This window comes from Burkholderia sp. Bp9099 (genome assembly GCF_003857805.1).
GTDB lineage: Bacteria > Pseudomonadota > Gammaproteobacteria > Burkholderiales > Burkholderiaceae > Burkholderia.
In genome coordinates, this window is sequence record NZ_QTPU01000045.1 from 16,207 (window position 1) to 32,221 (window position 16,015).

15 protein-coding genes and 2 pseudogenes are annotated in these 16,015 nt (G+C 67.8%); 11 read left to right on the forward strand and 6 right to left on the reverse strand.

The window, feature by feature from the left end:
• Window positions 1-25 precede the first annotated feature (25 nt).
• Window positions 26-1,324, reverse strand: coding sequence for a CitMHS family transporter (locus DIE17_RS34020; RefSeq protein ID WP_124523909.1), 1,299 nt, complete (start codon window positions 1,322-1,324; stop codon window positions 26-28).
• 97 nt (window positions 1,325-1,421) lie between these two features.
• Between DIE17_RS34020 and DIE17_RS34025 the strand changes: the two genes are divergently transcribed.
• Window positions 1,422-2,318, forward strand: a complete 897-nt coding sequence (locus DIE17_RS34025; RefSeq protein WP_124523911.1) for a LysR family transcriptional regulator — start codon at window positions 1,422-1,424, stop codon at window positions 2,316-2,318.
• A gap of 39 nt (window positions 2,319-2,357) precedes the next feature.
• On the opposite strand, the gene DIE17_RS34030 is transcribed toward DIE17_RS34025, so the two are convergent.
• A complete protein-coding gene (locus tag DIE17_RS34030) occupies window positions 2,358-2,942 on the reverse strand; it encodes a flavin reductase family protein (protein ID WP_124523913.1) in 585 nt (194 codons plus the stop codon).
• Between the two features lie 452 nt (window positions 2,943-3,394).
• Between DIE17_RS34030 and DIE17_RS34035 the strand changes: the two genes are divergently transcribed.
• Both DIE17_RS34035 and DIE17_RS34040 read left to right on the forward strand, forming a co-directional pair.
• Window positions 3,395-4,555: a porin gene (locus DIE17_RS34035; protein WP_124489503.1), complete on the forward strand. Its 1,161-nt coding sequence runs from the start codon at window positions 3,395-3,397 to the stop codon at window positions 4,553-4,555.
• 422 nt (window positions 4,556-4,977) lie between these two features.
• The gene (locus tag DIE17_RS34040; protein ID WP_124523915.1) at window positions 4,978-6,225 is read left to right on the forward strand and encodes a transglycosylase SLT domain-containing protein; all 1,248 of its coding nucleotides are present in this window, start codon (window positions 4,978-4,980) and stop codon (window positions 6,223-6,225) included.
• 21 nt (window positions 6,226-6,246) lie between these two features.
• Here the strand turns inward: DIE17_RS34040 and DIE17_RS34045 are convergent, their stop codons facing one another.
• Both DIE17_RS34045 and DIE17_RS34050 read right to left on the reverse strand, forming a co-directional pair.
• Window positions 6,247-6,582 carry a hypothetical protein gene (locus DIE17_RS34045; RefSeq protein WP_124489505.1) on the reverse strand — a complete coding sequence of 112 codons (336 nt, stop codon included), beginning with the start codon at window positions 6,580-6,582 and terminating at the stop codon, window positions 6,247-6,249.
• Window positions 6,583-6,883: 301 nt separating this feature from the next.
• The gene (locus DIE17_RS34050; RefSeq protein ID WP_124523922.1) at window positions 6,884-7,630 is read right to left on the reverse strand and encodes a MipA/OmpV family protein; all 747 of its coding nucleotides are present in this window, start codon (window positions 7,628-7,630) and stop codon (window positions 6,884-6,886) included.
• 248 nt (window positions 7,631-7,878) lie between these two features.
• Here DIE17_RS34050 and DIE17_RS34055 point away from each other — a divergent pair, with 248 nt between their 5' ends.
• The 8 genes and pseudogenes from DIE17_RS34055 to DIE17_RS34095 all read left to right on the forward strand — a co-directional run bounded on the left by DIE17_RS34055 (window position 7,879) and on the right by DIE17_RS34095 (window position 14,381).
• Window positions 7,879-8,607, forward strand: coding sequence for a response regulator (locus DIE17_RS34055; RefSeq protein WP_124523917.1), 729 nt, complete (start codon window positions 7,879-7,881; stop codon window positions 8,605-8,607).
• Window positions 8,608-9,948, forward strand: coding sequence for an ATP-binding protein (locus DIE17_RS34060; RefSeq protein ID WP_124523919.1), 1,341 nt, complete (start codon window positions 8,608-8,610; stop codon window positions 9,946-9,948).
• 385 nt (window positions 9,949-10,333) lie between these two features.
• Entirely contained in the window at window positions 10,334-10,972 is a 639-nt protein-coding gene (locus DIE17_RS34065) for a hydrolase (RefSeq protein ID WP_124921720.1), read from the forward strand.
• 658 nt (window positions 10,973-11,630) lie between these two features.
• Window positions 11,631-12,584 (forward strand): LysR family transcriptional regulator, encoded by a 954-nt coding sequence (locus DIE17_RS34075; RefSeq protein WP_124521317.1) that lies wholly within the window; start codon window positions 11,631-11,633, stop codon window positions 12,582-12,584.
• 126 nt (window positions 12,585-12,710) lie between these two features.
• Window positions 12,711-12,854: pseudogene (locus DIE17_RS34080) on the forward strand (FUSC family protein); the annotation flags it as partial.
• 12 nt (window positions 12,855-12,866) lie between these two features.
• Window positions 12,867-13,142 (forward strand): annotated as a pseudogene (locus DIE17_RS34085) (efflux transporter periplasmic adaptor subunit); the annotation flags it as partial.
• 53 nt (window positions 13,143-13,195) lie between these two features.
• Window positions 13,196-13,795 carry a DUF3331 domain-containing protein gene (locus tag DIE17_RS38180; RefSeq protein ID WP_260426340.1) on the forward strand — a complete coding sequence of 200 codons (600 nt, stop codon included), beginning with the start codon at window positions 13,196-13,198 and terminating at the stop codon, window positions 13,793-13,795.
• Window positions 13,796-14,180: 385 nt separating this feature from the next.
• Window positions 14,181-14,381 carry a hypothetical protein gene (locus DIE17_RS34095; RefSeq protein ID WP_044848408.1) on the forward strand — a complete coding sequence of 67 codons (201 nt, stop codon included), beginning with the start codon at window positions 14,181-14,183 and terminating at the stop codon, window positions 14,379-14,381.
• A gap of 83 nt (window positions 14,382-14,464) precedes the next feature.
• Here the strand turns inward: DIE17_RS34095 and DIE17_RS34100 are convergent, their stop codons facing one another.
• Both DIE17_RS34100 and DIE17_RS34105 read right to left on the reverse strand, forming a co-directional pair.
• Window positions 14,465-14,902 (reverse strand): nuclear transport factor 2 family protein, encoded by a 438-nt coding sequence (locus DIE17_RS34100; RefSeq protein WP_124521289.1) that lies wholly within the window; start codon window positions 14,900-14,902, stop codon window positions 14,465-14,467.
• 91 nt (window positions 14,903-14,993) lie between these two features.
• Window positions 14,994-15,974: an NADPH:quinone oxidoreductase family protein gene (locus DIE17_RS34105; RefSeq protein WP_124487620.1), complete on the reverse strand. Its 981-nt coding sequence runs from the start codon at window positions 15,972-15,974 to the stop codon at window positions 14,994-14,996.
• Window positions 15,975-16,015: the final 41 nt, after the last annotated feature.

Genomic DNA, 16,015 nt, shown 5'->3' on the forward strand with positions numbered 1-16,015 from the left:
CGGCGCTCGCGCGCCGGGAAAAAAATCAAAAGACGCCCATCACGACGCACGCGATCGTCATCACGATCGAGGCGCCGAACAGCAGCGGGAACGTGAACTTCTGGTGCTCGGCCAGCTCGATGCCGCACAGGCCGACGACGAGGAACGTCGCGGGCGTCAGCGGGCTGACCGGAAACCCGGTCGTCATCTGGCCGAGCAGCGCGGCCTGCCCCACGTGCACGGCCGGCACGCCGAGCTGGCCGGCCACTTCGGCGATCACCGGCAGCACGCCGAAGTAGAACGAATCGGGATCGAACAGCATGCTGAGCGGCATCGACGCCAGGCCGAGCGCGACCGGAATGTGGCCGGCCATCGACGGCGGCACGAAGCCGACCGCCGCCTGCGCCATCGCCTTCAGCATCCCGCTGCCCTGCATGATCCCGGTGAACACGCCGGCCGCGAGCAGGATGCCGGCCATCATCAGCGCCGCGCGCGCATGCGCGTCGATGCGCTTCCTCTGCATGTCGACGTCCGGGTAGTTCACCATCAGCGCGACACACAGCCCGACCATGAACATGATCGCCGGCGGGATCTTCTCGCCCATCACGACCATCGTGCCGAGCACGACGAGCGTCAGCAGCAGGTTGAACCAGAACAGGCGCGGCCGGCGCAGCGCCTGCTCGTCGGGCGTGAGCGCCCGGGTCGGCAGCGGAATCGACGCATCGTCGCGCGAGAGTCCGAGCCGCTTCTCCTCGCGCCGCCCAAGCCAGTACGCGACGCCGAACACGAACACGAGCCCGATCGCCTGCACCGGAATCAGCGGATTGAACAGCGCCGACACCGGCAGGTGCAGCGAGGCCGACGCACGGATCATCGGCCCCGTCCACGGCAGGAAGTTGATCCCCGCGGCCATCGACACGGCCGCGGCCAGGACGCGCCGGTCCATCTTCAGGCGGTCGTAAAGCGGCAGCACCGCGGGAATCGTCACGAGAAAGCACACGGCGCCCGAGCCGTCGAGGTGGATCAGCAGCGCGAGCAGCGTCGTGCCCATCACGATCCGCGTGGGCCGCGTGCCGACCGCGCGCAGGATGCGGTCGATGATCGGGTCGAGCGTGCCGGCGTCGGTGATCGTCCCGAAATAGAGGATCGCGAACACGAACATCCCGACCACGGGCGCGAGGCCCTTCAGCCCGTCGATCACGAACTTGCTGGTATGCAGCCCGAAGCCGCCGATCAGCGACGCCGCGATCGGCACGATGATCAGCGCGACGAGCGGCGACATGCGTTTCGACAGAATTGCGGCCAGCAGCACGACGATCGTGCCCAGCCCGAGTAACGGCAGCATCGGTGTCTCCTACCTTGTCTTTTGTTGGAGACGAGCGTAAGGTCGGCGCAGCGATAGCACAATTGAAATGATTTGATTGCAGCAATCACGAACCGTTATGGATCTAAACCTTCGCGACATTCGCGCGTTCGTCACCGTCGCGCAGGCCGGCAACTTCACGCGCGCCGCCGCGCGGCTGCACCTGTCGCAGCCGGCGCTGACCGTGCAGATCCGCCGGCTCGAGGAGATCGTCGGCGCGCGGCTGTTCGACCGCAACAGCCGCAGCGTCGCGCTCACGCAGACCGGGCGCGAACTGCTGCCGCTGCTGCAGCGCTCGCTCGACGACATGGAGCGCGTGCTGCGCGATGCGCGGGCGCTCGGCGAAGGCGCGAGCGGCACGGTGCGGCTCGCATGCCTGCCGACGTTTGCATCCAGCCTGCTGCCGGAGCTGATCCAGTCGTTCCGGCGCGACGTGCCGCGCGCGGGCTTCGACATTCGCGACGGCGTCGCGAGTCTCGTCACCGCGCTGGTGCGCAACGAGGAAGCCGATCTCGGGCTGACCGGCGGCGACGCGTTCGACGCGTCGCTGGACGTGCTGTACGCGGGCGCCGACCGGCTCGTCGCCGTGTGCCCGAAGGATCATCCGCTCACGCGCAAGCGGCGCGTGCGCACCGCCGACGTCGCCGCCGTGCCGCTCGTGCTGACCGCACAGGGCACGAGCGTGCGCAGCGTCGTCGATGCCGCGCTGGAAGCGGCCGGCTGCACGCCCGACATCGCGTGCGAACCGACCTACATGATGACGGCCGTCGCGATGGTGCGCGGCGGCCTCGGCGTGACGATCCTGCCGGCCGCCGCGCGCGAGGTGCGCGCCGAGCCCGACCTCGTCGCGAAACCGATCGACGACCCGGCGTTCGTGCGGCCGATCGCGCTCGTCGCGAAACGCGGGCGCACGCTGTCGCGCGTCGCGCAGGCGTTCGCCGACGTGATGCTGGCGGAATTGAACAAGCGCGCGTGAACCGCGCGCCCGAATCGCGAACGAAAGCCCGCTTTCTGCCTACTGCGCGTCCGGATCGACGTGCAGCGATTCGCCGATCGCATAGAAGTTGCCGCCCGCGATGTAGTGCAGGCTGCGCAGCGCCGGATCGGCCGATTCGAAATACCAGTGACCGTCGCGGAACACGCGCGTGTCGGACCATGCACCGACCACCTCGCCGATGAACAGGTCGTAGGCCTGCTGGTTGTGCGGCTCGGGTATCAGCCTGCACGCGAGCCAGCCCGAGCAGCCGGCGACGAACGGCAGGTCATGGCCGGCGACGTCGAACAGCGTGACGCCCGCCTCGCGCAGCTTGTCCGGCCGCTCGGCGAGACTGTGACTGCCGACCGCATGCGTGAGCTGGAGCTGCGCGGCCGTCGGCACCTGGATCACGAAGGTGCCGCTGCGCTCGACCAGCTCGCGCGTCTTCGCGGACTTGTCGAGCACGACCGTCAGCTTCGGCGGCAGGAAATCGAGTGCGCAGGCCCACGCGGCGGCCATCACGTTGTCGACGCCGTCGTGACGGGCCGACACGAGCACGGTCGGGCCGTGGTTGAGAAGACGGTAGGCTTTCTTCAGCTCCACCGGAGCGATGTGACTGTCCATGCGGGCTCCCTGGTGAGCGGCACGACGCGTGCCGGCCGAGGCCAGCATTCTCGCACTCCGTGCCGATCGCCGCTGACGGCGCGCGCGGGCGCGCTGCGTCACACCCAAATCGCTCGCGCGGTGCGCGCAATAACACACTCGGCCCGCATCACGCGATTCGATTCGTTAAATAATCAATTGATGAATCGACGACCAATGCATCGTCGTCGAAATTCGACTGGAAATCGTGCGGAATTATCACGATTCCGGCAATACGCCGGTCGCGCCATCTCGAAATTCAAATCGATTGATACACGATTCTCAATAATGTGAATCTCTCAATGGACCTTGCCGCAGCATGCATCTGTCGGCTTTATGTCACATCGGAGAATTTCGTTTTTGCCGTTCGTCGGCGGCTCGGTAGTCTCCTGCCATTCCGGTTCAAGAAAACAGGCCAATCGCAAGGAGATGAAATGAAACGCACGACCCTCTCGCTGATTTCGCTCGCGTCGTTCGCGGCGATGCCCGCCGCGCATGCGCAGTCGAGCGTCACGCTGTATGGCGTAATCGACACGTCGATCACGTACGTGAATCACGCGCAGGGCAAGGACAACGCGTGGATGCTCGGCAACAGCAGCGCTGGCAATCTCTCCGGCAGCCGCTGGGGCGTGAAAGGCAGCGAGGATCTCGGTGGCGGGCTGAAGGCGCTGTTCCAGCTCGAGAACGGCTTCGACCCGAGCAGCGGCCGGCAGGGCCAGGGCGGCCGCCTGTTCGGCCGGCAGGCGTTCGTCGGGCTGTCGAGCGACCGCTACGGCACGCTCACGTTCGGCCGCCAGTACGACCCGCTCATCGACCTCGTGCAGGGCATCACCGCCGACAACTATCTCGGCAGCGTGTTCGCGACGCCGGGCGACGTCGACAACTACGACAACAGCTTCCGCGTCGACAACGCGGTGAAGTACACGTCGGCCGTGTATTCGGGCCTGCAGTTCTCGGCGATGTACTCGTTCGGCGGCATCGCCGGCAGCACCGGCGCCGCGCAGTCGTATTCGGCCGCCGTGTCGTACAACAACGGGCCGTTCAGCGTCGCGGGCGGGTACTTCCACGCGACCAACAGCCCCGCGTCGAACGGGCTGCGCAACGGCTGGACCAGCTCGTCGGACGGCACCTTCGACGGCCCGATCAACACCGGCTATGCGAGCGCGCATTCGATCGGCATCGCCCGCATCGCGGGCCAGTATGTGGCCGGCCCGTTCACGTTCGGCCTCGGCTACAGCAATGCGCAATACCGCCGCGACGCGAGCTCGGTGTTCAACTCGAACGAGCACTACAACACGGGGCAAGGCTTCGTGAACTACCAGGCGACCAATGCGCTACTCGTCGGGCTCGGCTACAGCTACACGCGCTCGGGCGGCGATACGTCGGCGACTTATCACCAGGTGTCGGCCGGCGCGGACTATACGCTGTCGAAGCGCACCGACGTGTACCTCACCGCCGCGTACCAGCACGCGAGCGGCCAAACCGGCGACGGCAACGGCGGGTCGATGGCCGCGCAGGCGTCGATCGGTTCGTACGGCTATGCGGGCACGAGCTCGCAGACGATGGTCAACCTCGGCCTGCGTCACCGCTTCTGATCGACGACGGCCGGCTGCGTGAGGCATCGCGCGGCCGGCCGGTCGGAACCGGATTTCGGGAGCCGGGGATGCATCGACACGGCGGCTGCGGCCGCCGTCGCCGTTTCCACGCCCCGCGCACCGGTGGCCGCGCCTTTTATCGTCCGTTTCGCTGCACCATTCATTGCCGCATTCGCCGCGCAACTGACGCGTGGCGTCAGTATTCCGATAGCGGCCGCACGCTGGCATGCGCACGATAATCGGCCCTTTTTACCGATTCCATCCTGTCGCACGGAGATACCGGCGCCCGCGAAAATCCGCGACAAATCCGCCGGCAAATGCAAAGGAAAGTTTGACGCGAGCCATTTGCCTGCGCGCTATGGCACACTTCGCGTCTGCGTAATTTCCTTGCACCGGGCGGCCGGATTCCGCCCCATCCTGCCATGCCGCGTCAGACTGCCCGTTCGATCAGCCAAGCCACGCCGAAGATCGCCGCGACGATCGTGTTGTCGTGCGCGCTGCACGGGTTCGCGCGGGCCGACTGCCTCGACGACGCGGCCACGTTCCAGAAAGTGAGCGTGAGCCTGTTGCGCGGCATCGCGCAGGTCGAATCGGGGATGAATCCGAACGCCGTCAACACCAACACGAACGGCACCGTCGACATCGGCCTGATGCAGATCAACAGCACCTGGCTGCCGACGCTCGCGCGCGAAGGCATCACGCGGGAAAGCCTGTTCGATGCGTGCACCAACGCGTACGTCGGCGCGTGGATCCTGTCGCAGAACATCCGCCAGCTCGGCGCCAACTGGAACGCGATCGGCGCGTACAACGCCGCGTCGCCCGACAAGCGCCTCGCGTATGCGCGCAAGGTCTATGATGCAATCCGGACCATGCCGGATTCGCCGGATACTCCCATGCCCATCCTTCCGCCCTCCTTCACGCCGCCGCAACAGGTCCAGGCGTACAACCCGTTCGCCAGCCTGAGCGTGTCGGCACCGCCGGTCGCACGGCCCCGCACGCTCGCGCCTGCCGCGCCGCCGCCGCAACCGCAAGGCGGGCCGGCCGGGCCGGCCGGCACGTACAACTTCGGCTGGACCGTCACGGGCGCCGACCAGGCCAAGCCGACCCAGGTGTTCGACGACGGCGCGCGGATCTACGTGCAGTTCAGCGACATGAAACACGTGCCGGCGATCTTCACCGAGACGTCGTCGGGCCGCGTGCTGATGTCGTGGGAGCTGCAGTTCCCGTATGCCGTTCTGACGCGTCCCGCGCAAACGTTAATCTTCCAGCTCGGGCCGTTCGAGGCGCGCGCGCAGCGCGGCGCGACGGGGACGACCGCTCAGGCGGGCGCGGCACCCGCAGCGGGCACGCAGCGTTCGGGGGCGACGGCCGCCACGGCAGCGACGGCGACGGCAGCGCCCGCATCCAGACACACCGCCGATGCAGCGGCCAAGCGCACCGCATCGGCCGATGCGCTTTGGTATATCGACACGGCGTCCACGTCGGGTTCGGCAGCAACCTCGAGTCAGGCCAATACGTCGACGGCATCGACCGCGTCGAACACGCCTGCGACGTGGCCCACCGCAGTGACGTCGAACACGCCGCCGCCGGTTGCGACACCTCAGGCGCCCGCCGCGACGAAGCCGGGCGCACGCGTCAGCACCGACGCGCTCTGGTACATCTCGAAGTAACGCTCGGGCCGGCCCGATCCCTCACCCGCGCCGCACCCAGATCACCTTGCCGTCGCGAATGCCGAGGTCGCGGCGCTCCTCGCGATAGTCCATCGTGCCCGGCAACGACCGGCCGTCGCGCTCGAGCACGCGCCACAGGCAGCCGTCGAGCAACGCGGCCGCATCGGCCTCGGTCTTGCCGATCAGCGCGTCGTCCGGGGTGGCGTCCGCCTTGCACGCGTTCACGGCGCCCGACGGCGCGGGGTTCGTCACCGCGCCGCCGGCGGTGGCGTTGGGGTGCTTCGTGTTCATGTCCGCACATCCCGCAAAGGTTGCGCTCGCAACGAGTGCCGCGAGCATCGCGATCGTGTTCTTCATCGGTTTCTCCGTGTCGCGGCCCGGCGCGGCAGGTGCGGGATGCGCGCACGCACCGGGCGTTGGATCCATGATGGGTTCTGCGCGCCACCGGCCGGCAAGGCACCGTATTGCGCGATCCGTTCGAGTCGAATCGGCTCCGCGCAGTCGCCTCGACAGCCTGACACCGAAGCCGAAGCCGAAGCCGAAGCCGAAGCCGAAGCCGAAGCCGAAGCCGAAGCCGAAGCCGCCTTCATGTTACCGCACCGATCCGCGGCGAAGTCGTGCTCCCCGGACGGGGCGCAGGCGAATCAGGCCGGCCGCGTCAGAACTTGTACGTCACGCCGGCCATGCCGAAGTAGTTGCTGCGCGTCTGGACGATCGGGCTGTCGCCATAGCGTCCGAGCAGCCGCGTGAAGCCGCTGGTCGCATGCACCGACCAGTGCCGCGACACGCCCCAGTTCCATGCGAGCGACAGCGTTGCGCTGTCGACCCCGCCGCTCGTCGAATACGGCCTGAAGCCGCTCGCCGCCGACTGCGCATCGGTCACGCCGTAAAACGTCTGCATGTAGCGCCCCGTGCCGGCATGCACGCTGCCGGTCACGACGATATCGTGGCGGCCGGCCTTGAATACCGGCACCGCGAGATCGACGTGGCCGGACAAGCCGCGCGACGTATGCGTGACCGGCGCATCGATGGCGACGCTCAGTTCGCCGCCATCGAGCAGTTGCACGCCCGCACGCATGCCGACGAGCACCGAACCGGGGATCCGGCCCATCCCCTTCAGGTGATCCGAACCCGCCAGGTCGAAACGGTTTTCGTCGGAACGGCCACCGGCATAGCCGAGCGCCGCCGACACGAATGCCCCGTGCGGCAGGTTCAGACGGTAGCCGGCGCCGGCTGCCGTGTCGATGAAGAACCCGTTGCCGAACATCGCGGAGAACGACGGCGCGACGACGGCGCGATACTGGTTGCTGCCCTGGTAGCGCGGAGCGAACCCGCCGCCGAGCGATATCGCGTACTGGTTTTCGGCGTGGGCGACAGCGGCAAGGGTCAGGCCGGCAAGCGGCATGCAATAGCGCAACGAGCGCAGCGAACGGAAGGATGGACTCACGATGTCGAGACAAGAGTGACGGAGCCCGAAGTCTAGGTACGACGGCGCGGCAGCACTGTCCTGAATCTGCGGAAAATGTGTGCTCAATTGTGATCGTTTGTTCCCGATTGTCGTATCGCGGCCCCGGCGGTCGCCACGCCGGATAGAATTCGCCGGCCGCGCATTCATCGGCATGGAGAGGCTGAACGCGCGGATCCGAGGAGAACATGAACGACAATCCGCTCAAATACCGTGTGCTGCTGATCGAGGACGACGACCGCCTCGCCCAGCTCGTGCGCGAATATCTCGACAACTATGAATTCGCGGTGACGGTCATACGGCGCGGCGATCTCGCGGTCGCCGCGGTGCGCGAGCATCAGCCCGCGCTCGTGATACTCGACCTGATGCTGCCGAACCTCGACGGGATGGAAGTCTGCCGGCGCATTCGCGCGTTCACCAACGTGCCCGTGCTGATCCTCACCGCGCGCGCCGACGTGTACGACCAGGTCGCGGGCCTCGAAACCGGTGCCGACGATTACGTGACCAAGCCGATCGAGCCGCGCGTGCTCGTCGCGCGCGCCCGTGCGCTGCTGCGCCGCGCGCAGCCTGCCGCGTCCGAACCGGCGGCCGACACGCAGCCGCATGCCCTCGTGTTCGGCGAGCTGACGATCTCGCCGCCGAACCGCACGGTCACGTGGCGCGGGGAACTTGTCGACCTGAAGACCACCGAGTTCAACCTGTTGCTGATTCTCGCGCGAGCGGCAGGCACCGTGCTGAGCCGCGACGACATCCTGAAGCAGTTGCGCGGCATCGAATTCGACGGGCTCGACCGCTCGGTCGACTCGGGCATCTCGAAGCTGCGCCGGCGCTTCGAGGACGCTTCGTCGGAGCCGCAACGGATCAAGACGATCTGGGGCCGCGGCTACCTGTTCAGCCCTTCCGCGTGGGACGACTAAATGCTGCGCCCGTTGATCAAGCTGTACCTCATCGTGATCCTGTGCTGTGCCGCCTCGATCGTATTCATTCAATGGTCGTTCAACAGGATTTTCTACGAGCGCGTGGCACAGGCGCAGCGCAACGCGCTGACCACTTACGCGTTCGTGCTGAACGACTACCTCGAACGCCATCCGGGCGGCAAGCGCAGCCTCGCGCTGCGTGAACTCGCGCAGCACGGCAACGAGCGATTCGGTTTCGTGACGATGGCCGACGCCCGTGCGCAACTGCGCGGCGCGCCGCTGCGCGATCTGGACGCCGGCCGGATCGCGATCAGTTACGACCGCAGGAACTACTACATGCCGCTCGCGGACGGCTCGGTCCTGCATGCCCGCCCGATCGCACCGGCCGACCTCGACATCCAGATCTACGCATACGGGATGACCGCACTCGCGGCACTGTTCGCCGTCGCGCTGTGGACCTCGTATCACTGGCGCGACCTGCGCAAGCTGCAGGCCGCCGCGCACGCGTTCGGCGCGGGCAACCTGTCGACGCGCGTGAAGCTGTCCGGGCGCTCGAACATCTACGCGCTGTCGCAGCAGTTCAACGACATGGCCGAGCGGATCGAGGCGTCGATCAAGCAGCAGCGCGAGATGATGCACGGCATCTCGCACGAGCTGAAGACGCCGCTCGCGCGCCTCGAATTCGGGCTCGCGCTGCTCGCCGAATCCGACGAAAGCGGCCGCATGCGCGAACGCCGCGACGAACTGCGGCGCGACGTGCGCGAACTCGACGAGCTGGTGACCGAGCTGCTGACGATCGGGCGGCTCGAACAAGGCGCAAGCGAACTCGCGCCGATGGACGTCGCCATCGATGCGCTGATCGACAGCGTGGCCGGCAACGTCGCGAACGACGTCGCCGACCGCGGCCTCACGCTCGGCGTGTCGACGACCGGCGCGCCCGCCACCCACGTGTGCGATCCGAAACTCGTCGCACGGGCGCTGCTGAACCTGATCCGCAACGGCGCACGTTATGCGTCGCGCACCGTGCTGCTGTCCGCGACGCACGACGCGTCCGGCGCGCTGGTGCTGAGCGTGGACGACGACGGTCCCGGCATCCCGGTCGCCGAACGCGCGCGCGTGTTCGAACCGTTCCAGCGGCTCGACTCGAGCCGCGACCGGCAGACCGGCGGGTTCGGGCTCGGGCTCGCGATCGTGCGACGCGTCGCGCTCGTGCACGGCGGCGACGTGCGGCTCGAGGATTCACCGCTCGGCGGCGCCCGCTTCGTGATTTCGTTGCCGCCGCGGGCATTGCCGGAATTCCTCGGCGACACGCCACCGCGCACGGAGCACTCTCGTATCTAAACACTCTCTCCTGGGGCCGGCCGCCGCGCCGCTCGATCGCTGCGTGCGCGGCAACCGTCGCCTTCACACCTGTCAGTGCTCCTGATCATGCCGCTCATGGTAGTGGCACGCCGCGCCCGGTCGCGCCCGCATGCCGTTCGATGAACGAGAACACTATGTTCTGTCCGCGCGCGCTACGCACCGCCGCGCGAATCGCATAAGCTGACGACACTCGCCGGCACCCGAATCCGGCGAATCGCCAGGCGCGCGCCGCGTCGAGGTCGCGCCGCACCGTCGCGCTTCGATCGTCGTGGCACCGCACCGCAGCAGAATCGCATCGCGTCCGCACGACGGGGCGGCGCGATCGTGATCCCCAGCCGCCCACCACCCTGATCTGGAGAGAACCATGGCAAGCGAACCGATTCGCGATCCCGCGAACGACCACCTGCTCACCCCGCAGAACGCGGCGTTCATCGTCATCGACTACCAGCCGGTCCAGGTGAACTCGATTGCATCGATGGATCGCCAGCTGCTGATCAACAACATCGTCGGCGCATCGAAGGCCGCGGTCGCGTACGACCTGCCGATCGTCCACTCGACCGTCAACGTGAAGACCGGCCTGAACAAGCCGCCGATCCCGCAGCTGCGCGCCGCGCTCGAAGGCTATCCGACCTACGACCGCACCAGCATCAACTCGTGGGAAGACGTCGAGTTCCGCAAGGCCGTCGAGGCCACCGGCCGCAAGAAACTGATCATGACCGCGCTGTGGACCGAAGCGTGCCTGACCTTCCCCGCGCTCGACGCGCTGAAGGCCGGCTACGAAGTCTATGTGGTCGTCGACGCAGTCGGCGGCACGTCGGTCGCCGCGCACGAAGCCGCGCTGCGCCGCATCGAGCAGGCCGGCGGCCAGATGATCAGCGTCGCGCAGCTGTTCTGCGAACTGCAGCGCGACTGGGCGCGCAGCGCAACCGTTCCGGCATTCATCAACCTGTTCATCGAAACCGGCGGCACCGCGGGCATCCAGTTCTCGTACGACAAGAACTGAGCCGCGACGGCGCATGCCGTTTCGTGCGGTTGCGACCGTCCGGATACCGGCGGTCGCAACCGCGACACCACCCTGCGTCGACGCATTCCCTCCGATCCGTTACGAATACGCACGCACATCGCGGCGTTCCAGGCTCGCGACTGGGATGCCGTCGACACGGTGGAGGTCTATCGCCTCGATCAGATCGCCTGAAGCCCGCCGCCGCGCCGGCAAGCACCGGCAGCGATTCGCAGATCGTGCCGTCCCCGATGGTGGCGCGATCGATTGTTCCCTGCACGGAACACTGAGGACCATCCGGCCCGGCTATCGACAGGCGACACGTTCCACTACGCTTGGACTCATACGGATTGCCAACGGCATCGGACTCGCATCAAGCTCGCGTAACCCGCCACGCCCCCGAACCGCCCGTTCGTGCCGCGTTGCAGCGCAGCCGCGCGAAGTCGTTCGCGCGGCTGCGACATGCCGGCGGCGCGTCGCGTTTCCCACGCGTTGCAGCCGTTTCGGCGCATGCCGCCGCGCGCCGCGCTTTCGTCACACGATTCGCGCGGCCGGCCGCCGCCGTCGCGTCGCCCGTCGATCGCCTCGGCATGCGTGGCAGCGCAGCAAACGGCCGCCCTTTACTCATGCCCGACGCCCCTCGGACAGCATCATGAAATCCCTGAACATAGACGATATCCAGGCCTTCCTGTTCGCCGTCGAGCGGCAAAGCATCACCGAATCCGCACGCCGGCTCGGCCTGTCGAAGTCCGTCGTCAGCAAGCGCATCAGCGACCTCGAGCGCACGCTCGGCGTGCAGCTGCTGATGCGCTCGACCCGCAACGTAACGCCGACCGAAGACGGCATGATCTTCTATCGTGCCGCGTCGGAATCGATGCGCCGGCTCGTCGACGTCGCCGAAGAAATCGCGGAACGCTCGCACGGACTGTGCGGCGAGCTGCGCATCACGTCGCCGGTGAGTCTCACTCGCCGCCTGCTCGGGCCGGCGGTCGCGGCCTTCGCCGCCGCGCATCCGCAGCTGCGCGTCACGCTCGACACCGACGATCGCACGATGAACCTCGAAGTCGAGCGCTTCGACGTCGCGATCCGCTCCGCGCGACTGCCCGACAGCGCGCTGATCGCACGCCGCGTCGCCGCATGCGAGCGCGTCGTCGTCTGCAGTCCCGACTACCTCGCCGCTCACGGCGAACCGGACTCGATCGACGCGCTGCTCGAGCACCGCTGCCTGAACTACAGCCATACGGCGCCGTCGGCCACCTGGACGTTCACGACGCCCGGCAGCCTCGGCAAGCCGCGCGCAATCAGCCCGGGCAGCGTGTTCCTGTCCAACAACGGCGAAACGCTGTGCGACGCCGCGGTGCAAGGCATCGGCATCGCGATGCTGCCGCGCTACATCGCGGACGACTGCCTGCGCGACGGCCGGCTGGTGCGCGTGCTCGCCGATGAAGCACCGCAGGACGAAGTGATCTACGCGGTCTATCCGCGCAATCCGTACGCGAGCAACAAGCTGAAGCTGTTCATCGAACACGTGCGCATCGCGCTGCTCGATCCGCCGCCGTCCGCCGGCACGGACAAGGAGCTGCATGTCGAAATGCTGTCGACGGATTCCGTCTGACGCGATGCGCGCCACCGTGTCGCCGCCGTCCCGCCGGATCCGTCCTGCCGTCACGCCATGCCGCCGACCAAGCCCGCGCTGGCCAGGCCTGTCAACGCAGCGGCGTTCGCTCGCATGCTGCTCGGCATGAGCCGCGAATACGGCCGAACCGACGGCGCGCGCCTGATCCACGTCGCGAAGACCATCGTCGCCGTCGTGCTGGCGGTGGGCGTGTCGATGCGGCTGGAGCTGGCAGCGCCGCGCATGGCGATGGTGACGGTCGTGATCCTGATGATGCCGGCGATCCGGCTGCTGTCCGGCGGGCCGTCGCTGACCGGACACGTCGAAAGCGTCGCGCGCGGCCTCAGCGATCGCGACAATCCGGCCGGCGCGACGCTGCTCGCCGACCTCAACCCGATCTTCACGTGGGTGCGGCTCGCGCAGCGCGTGCCGGTCCGGATCCGGCTGGACGGTATGCCGCGCGACGGCTTCCTCGCGGCGGGCACGACCTGCACGGTCACGCTGCGCCCGATGCCGCACTCGATGGCGCGCGGCGCGGCGCCGGATACGCGCACTTGATGCCGTGGTGCGGCCGTAGGCACACACGCCCGTGTTCGATATCGGGCAACACCGTGTTCTTGTTCGCGCGCCTTCCGGTGGCCCGGCATGCGCTTTTACACTGGGCATTCGTCGGCGATGCGAGCGGTATGTACTGCGCACCCGCTCCGTCGACGCATCCCGAACCGGCCGCGTCGAGCGCGCGCGGCCTCGATCGACCCCGCGCCGGCCTCGCCGGCCGGCAGGAGACTGGCAATGGCATTCAGCTTAACTCACGAACTCCGGCGCCGCACCGGGCGGCCGATGCAGTGCCGTTCGTTGCCGCGCGATGCGGATCGGCGCCGCGGCGGTCGCGCCGAAAGCAATCGATCATGCTGAACGTCTCTTTCGTCGGCATCGCGCCGCGCATCTCGTCACCCGGTCGCAGCCAGATTCACGTCACGCTGCTGGAGTGGTCGCACGATTCGCTACTGGTCCGCTGGGTCGAAAGCGGCCGCCTGCACTACGGCGAACAGAAATGGCGCCGCGCGGTCGCCCGGCGAGACGGACGGTGCGCGTATTCGGGCCGCGCCATCGTGCAGGGCGAGGCCGTGTTTCGTCCGACCGGCCGGCCGCGGCCCGCGAATCACCTCGCGATGATCGCGGCAGATGCGGTGGCGTCGCTCGATGCGTGATGCGTGATGCGTGATGCGCGGAGCGCGTTGTGCGTTGTGCGTTGTGCGTGGTGTGATGCGGTGCCGTGTCGTGCAACATCGATCGCGCGGAACGGTACTTGCTTCATCGGCAATTCACTGGCGCGAAGCGAGCCGCGCATCGCTGCGAGCCAAGTCGATCTTGGCTGCAACGCATCTTTCGCACTCCCGAGGCCCGTTCGCACACGCTTCACCGGATTCGTTGATCAACGGGCGACAGTGCGTCACGCGCATGCCGGCTTATCGTTCGACGCGATCGCGCGTATCGTCGACCCATGTTGTCCGATCCCGTCGACGTCATCGGCTTCGTTCGCCAACCGGCCGCTCTCGCTCATGTGAATGCGGCCGTCAAAACAGGAAATTGATCATGGAATTCGTACTGGACCACTCGCTCGACGAGGATACCGCCCGCGCGGTCGAACATGAAATCTGGCGCGTCGATCCCGACGCCAAGGTCGAGATCGATCGCGCGACGTCGCACGTGAAGGTCGAGTCGTGGCTGTTCCCCGAGGAATTCGTCGTCGCGTTCGAGGATGCGGGCTACAGCGTCAGGATCAAGACTCACTGACGCGCGCCCGGCCGGCGCCGCACGCGAGCGCGACCGTCGCGTTGCGCCGGCGACATTTTCCGCACCGGCCGGCGGCCCGCCGCTCACCCGCCGATCTTGAACCCCGGCAACTGCTGCCCGAGCCGCGCGCCCATTGCCGCGCCGAGCGCCTGCAGCGCATTGAACGGCCGGATCATCACCTCGAATTCGACGATCCGCCCGTCGACGTCGAAGTGGATCATGTCGATGCCCTTCAGCCGCTTGTCGCCGACCGTCGCACTGAACTCCAGCACGACGCTCGTGCCGTCGTCGTCGGCGAACGCGCGGTGGTATTCGAAGTTCTCGAGGATCGTGAGCACCGTGCGCAGCGCCAGCAGCAGCGGGGGCGCCGGTCCGTACGGCTTGAACGCCATCGGCGAGCGGAACACGGCGTCCGGATGGACGATCGTGTCGAGTTCGCTGAAATCCTTGCGCGCGAGCATCGCGTGCCACGTCGCGAGCGATGTCGCGACGGCAGGTTGCAGATTCGACAGGGGTTGCATGCTCAACGACTCCGGTAACGTCACACGAAAGAAACCCGCTCGAAGGCGGCGCCCGCTCGGGTCGCCGCCGCATGATGCCGCGCCGGCGTCGTCACGCGTCCGGCAGGATCACGACCTTGCCCTTCACCTGCCGGCTCGCCATGCGCGCGATTGCGTCGGCCGCGCCCGAGAGCGGCACGCGCTCGGTGATCGCGGGCCGCACCTTGCCGGCCGCGAACCATTGCGCGAGCTGGTGCATGTTCGCCGCATGCTGCGCGGGGTCGCGCCGCACCGCGTCGCCCCAGAACACGCCCAGGATGTCGCGCTCCTTGAGCAGCGCGAGGTTCAGCGCGATCTTCGGAATCTCGCCGGCCGCGAAGCCGACCACGAGGAACCGGCCGCGCCACGCGGTCGCGCGCAGCGCCGCCTCGCTGTACGCGCCGCCGACCGGATCGTAGACGACGTCCGCGCCGCGTCCGCCGGTCAGTTCGTCGACACGGCGCCGCAGGTCCTCGGTCGCATAGTCGATCGTGTCGTCGGCGCCGGCCGCGCGGCACAGCGCGAGCTTGTCCGCGCTCGACGCGGCCGCGATCACGCGTGCGCCCAGCGCCTTCGCGATCTCGATCGCGGCGAGCCCGACACCGCCGCCCGCGCCCAGCACCAGCAGCGTCTCGCCCTGCTGCAGGCGCGCGCGCTGCTGCAGCGCATGCAGCGACGTGCCGTAGGCCAGCACGAGCGCCGCGCCCTGCTCGAACGTCATCCCCGGCGGCAGCGCCGCGATCTGCTGCACGTCGGCCACGCAATGCTCCGCGAAACCGCCATGACCGGTGAACGCGACCACCTCGTCGCCGGGCCGCCAGGCGCTCACGCCGTCGCCGACCGCGTCGATCACGCCGGCGAATTCCGCCCCGGGCGAGAACGGCAGCGCCGGCTTCACCTGATAGAGCCCCTGGACGATCAGCGCATCGGGGAAGTTGAGCGACGCCGCCTTCACGCGAATCCGCACCTGGCCGGCGGCCGGTTCGGGAACCGCGACGTCCTCGATGCGCAAGCGGTCGATCGGGCCGAATGCGGTACACAACAGGGCTTTCATGCTCTCCTCTCTCCTCGCGCGACGTCGTCGCGCAGCGATAC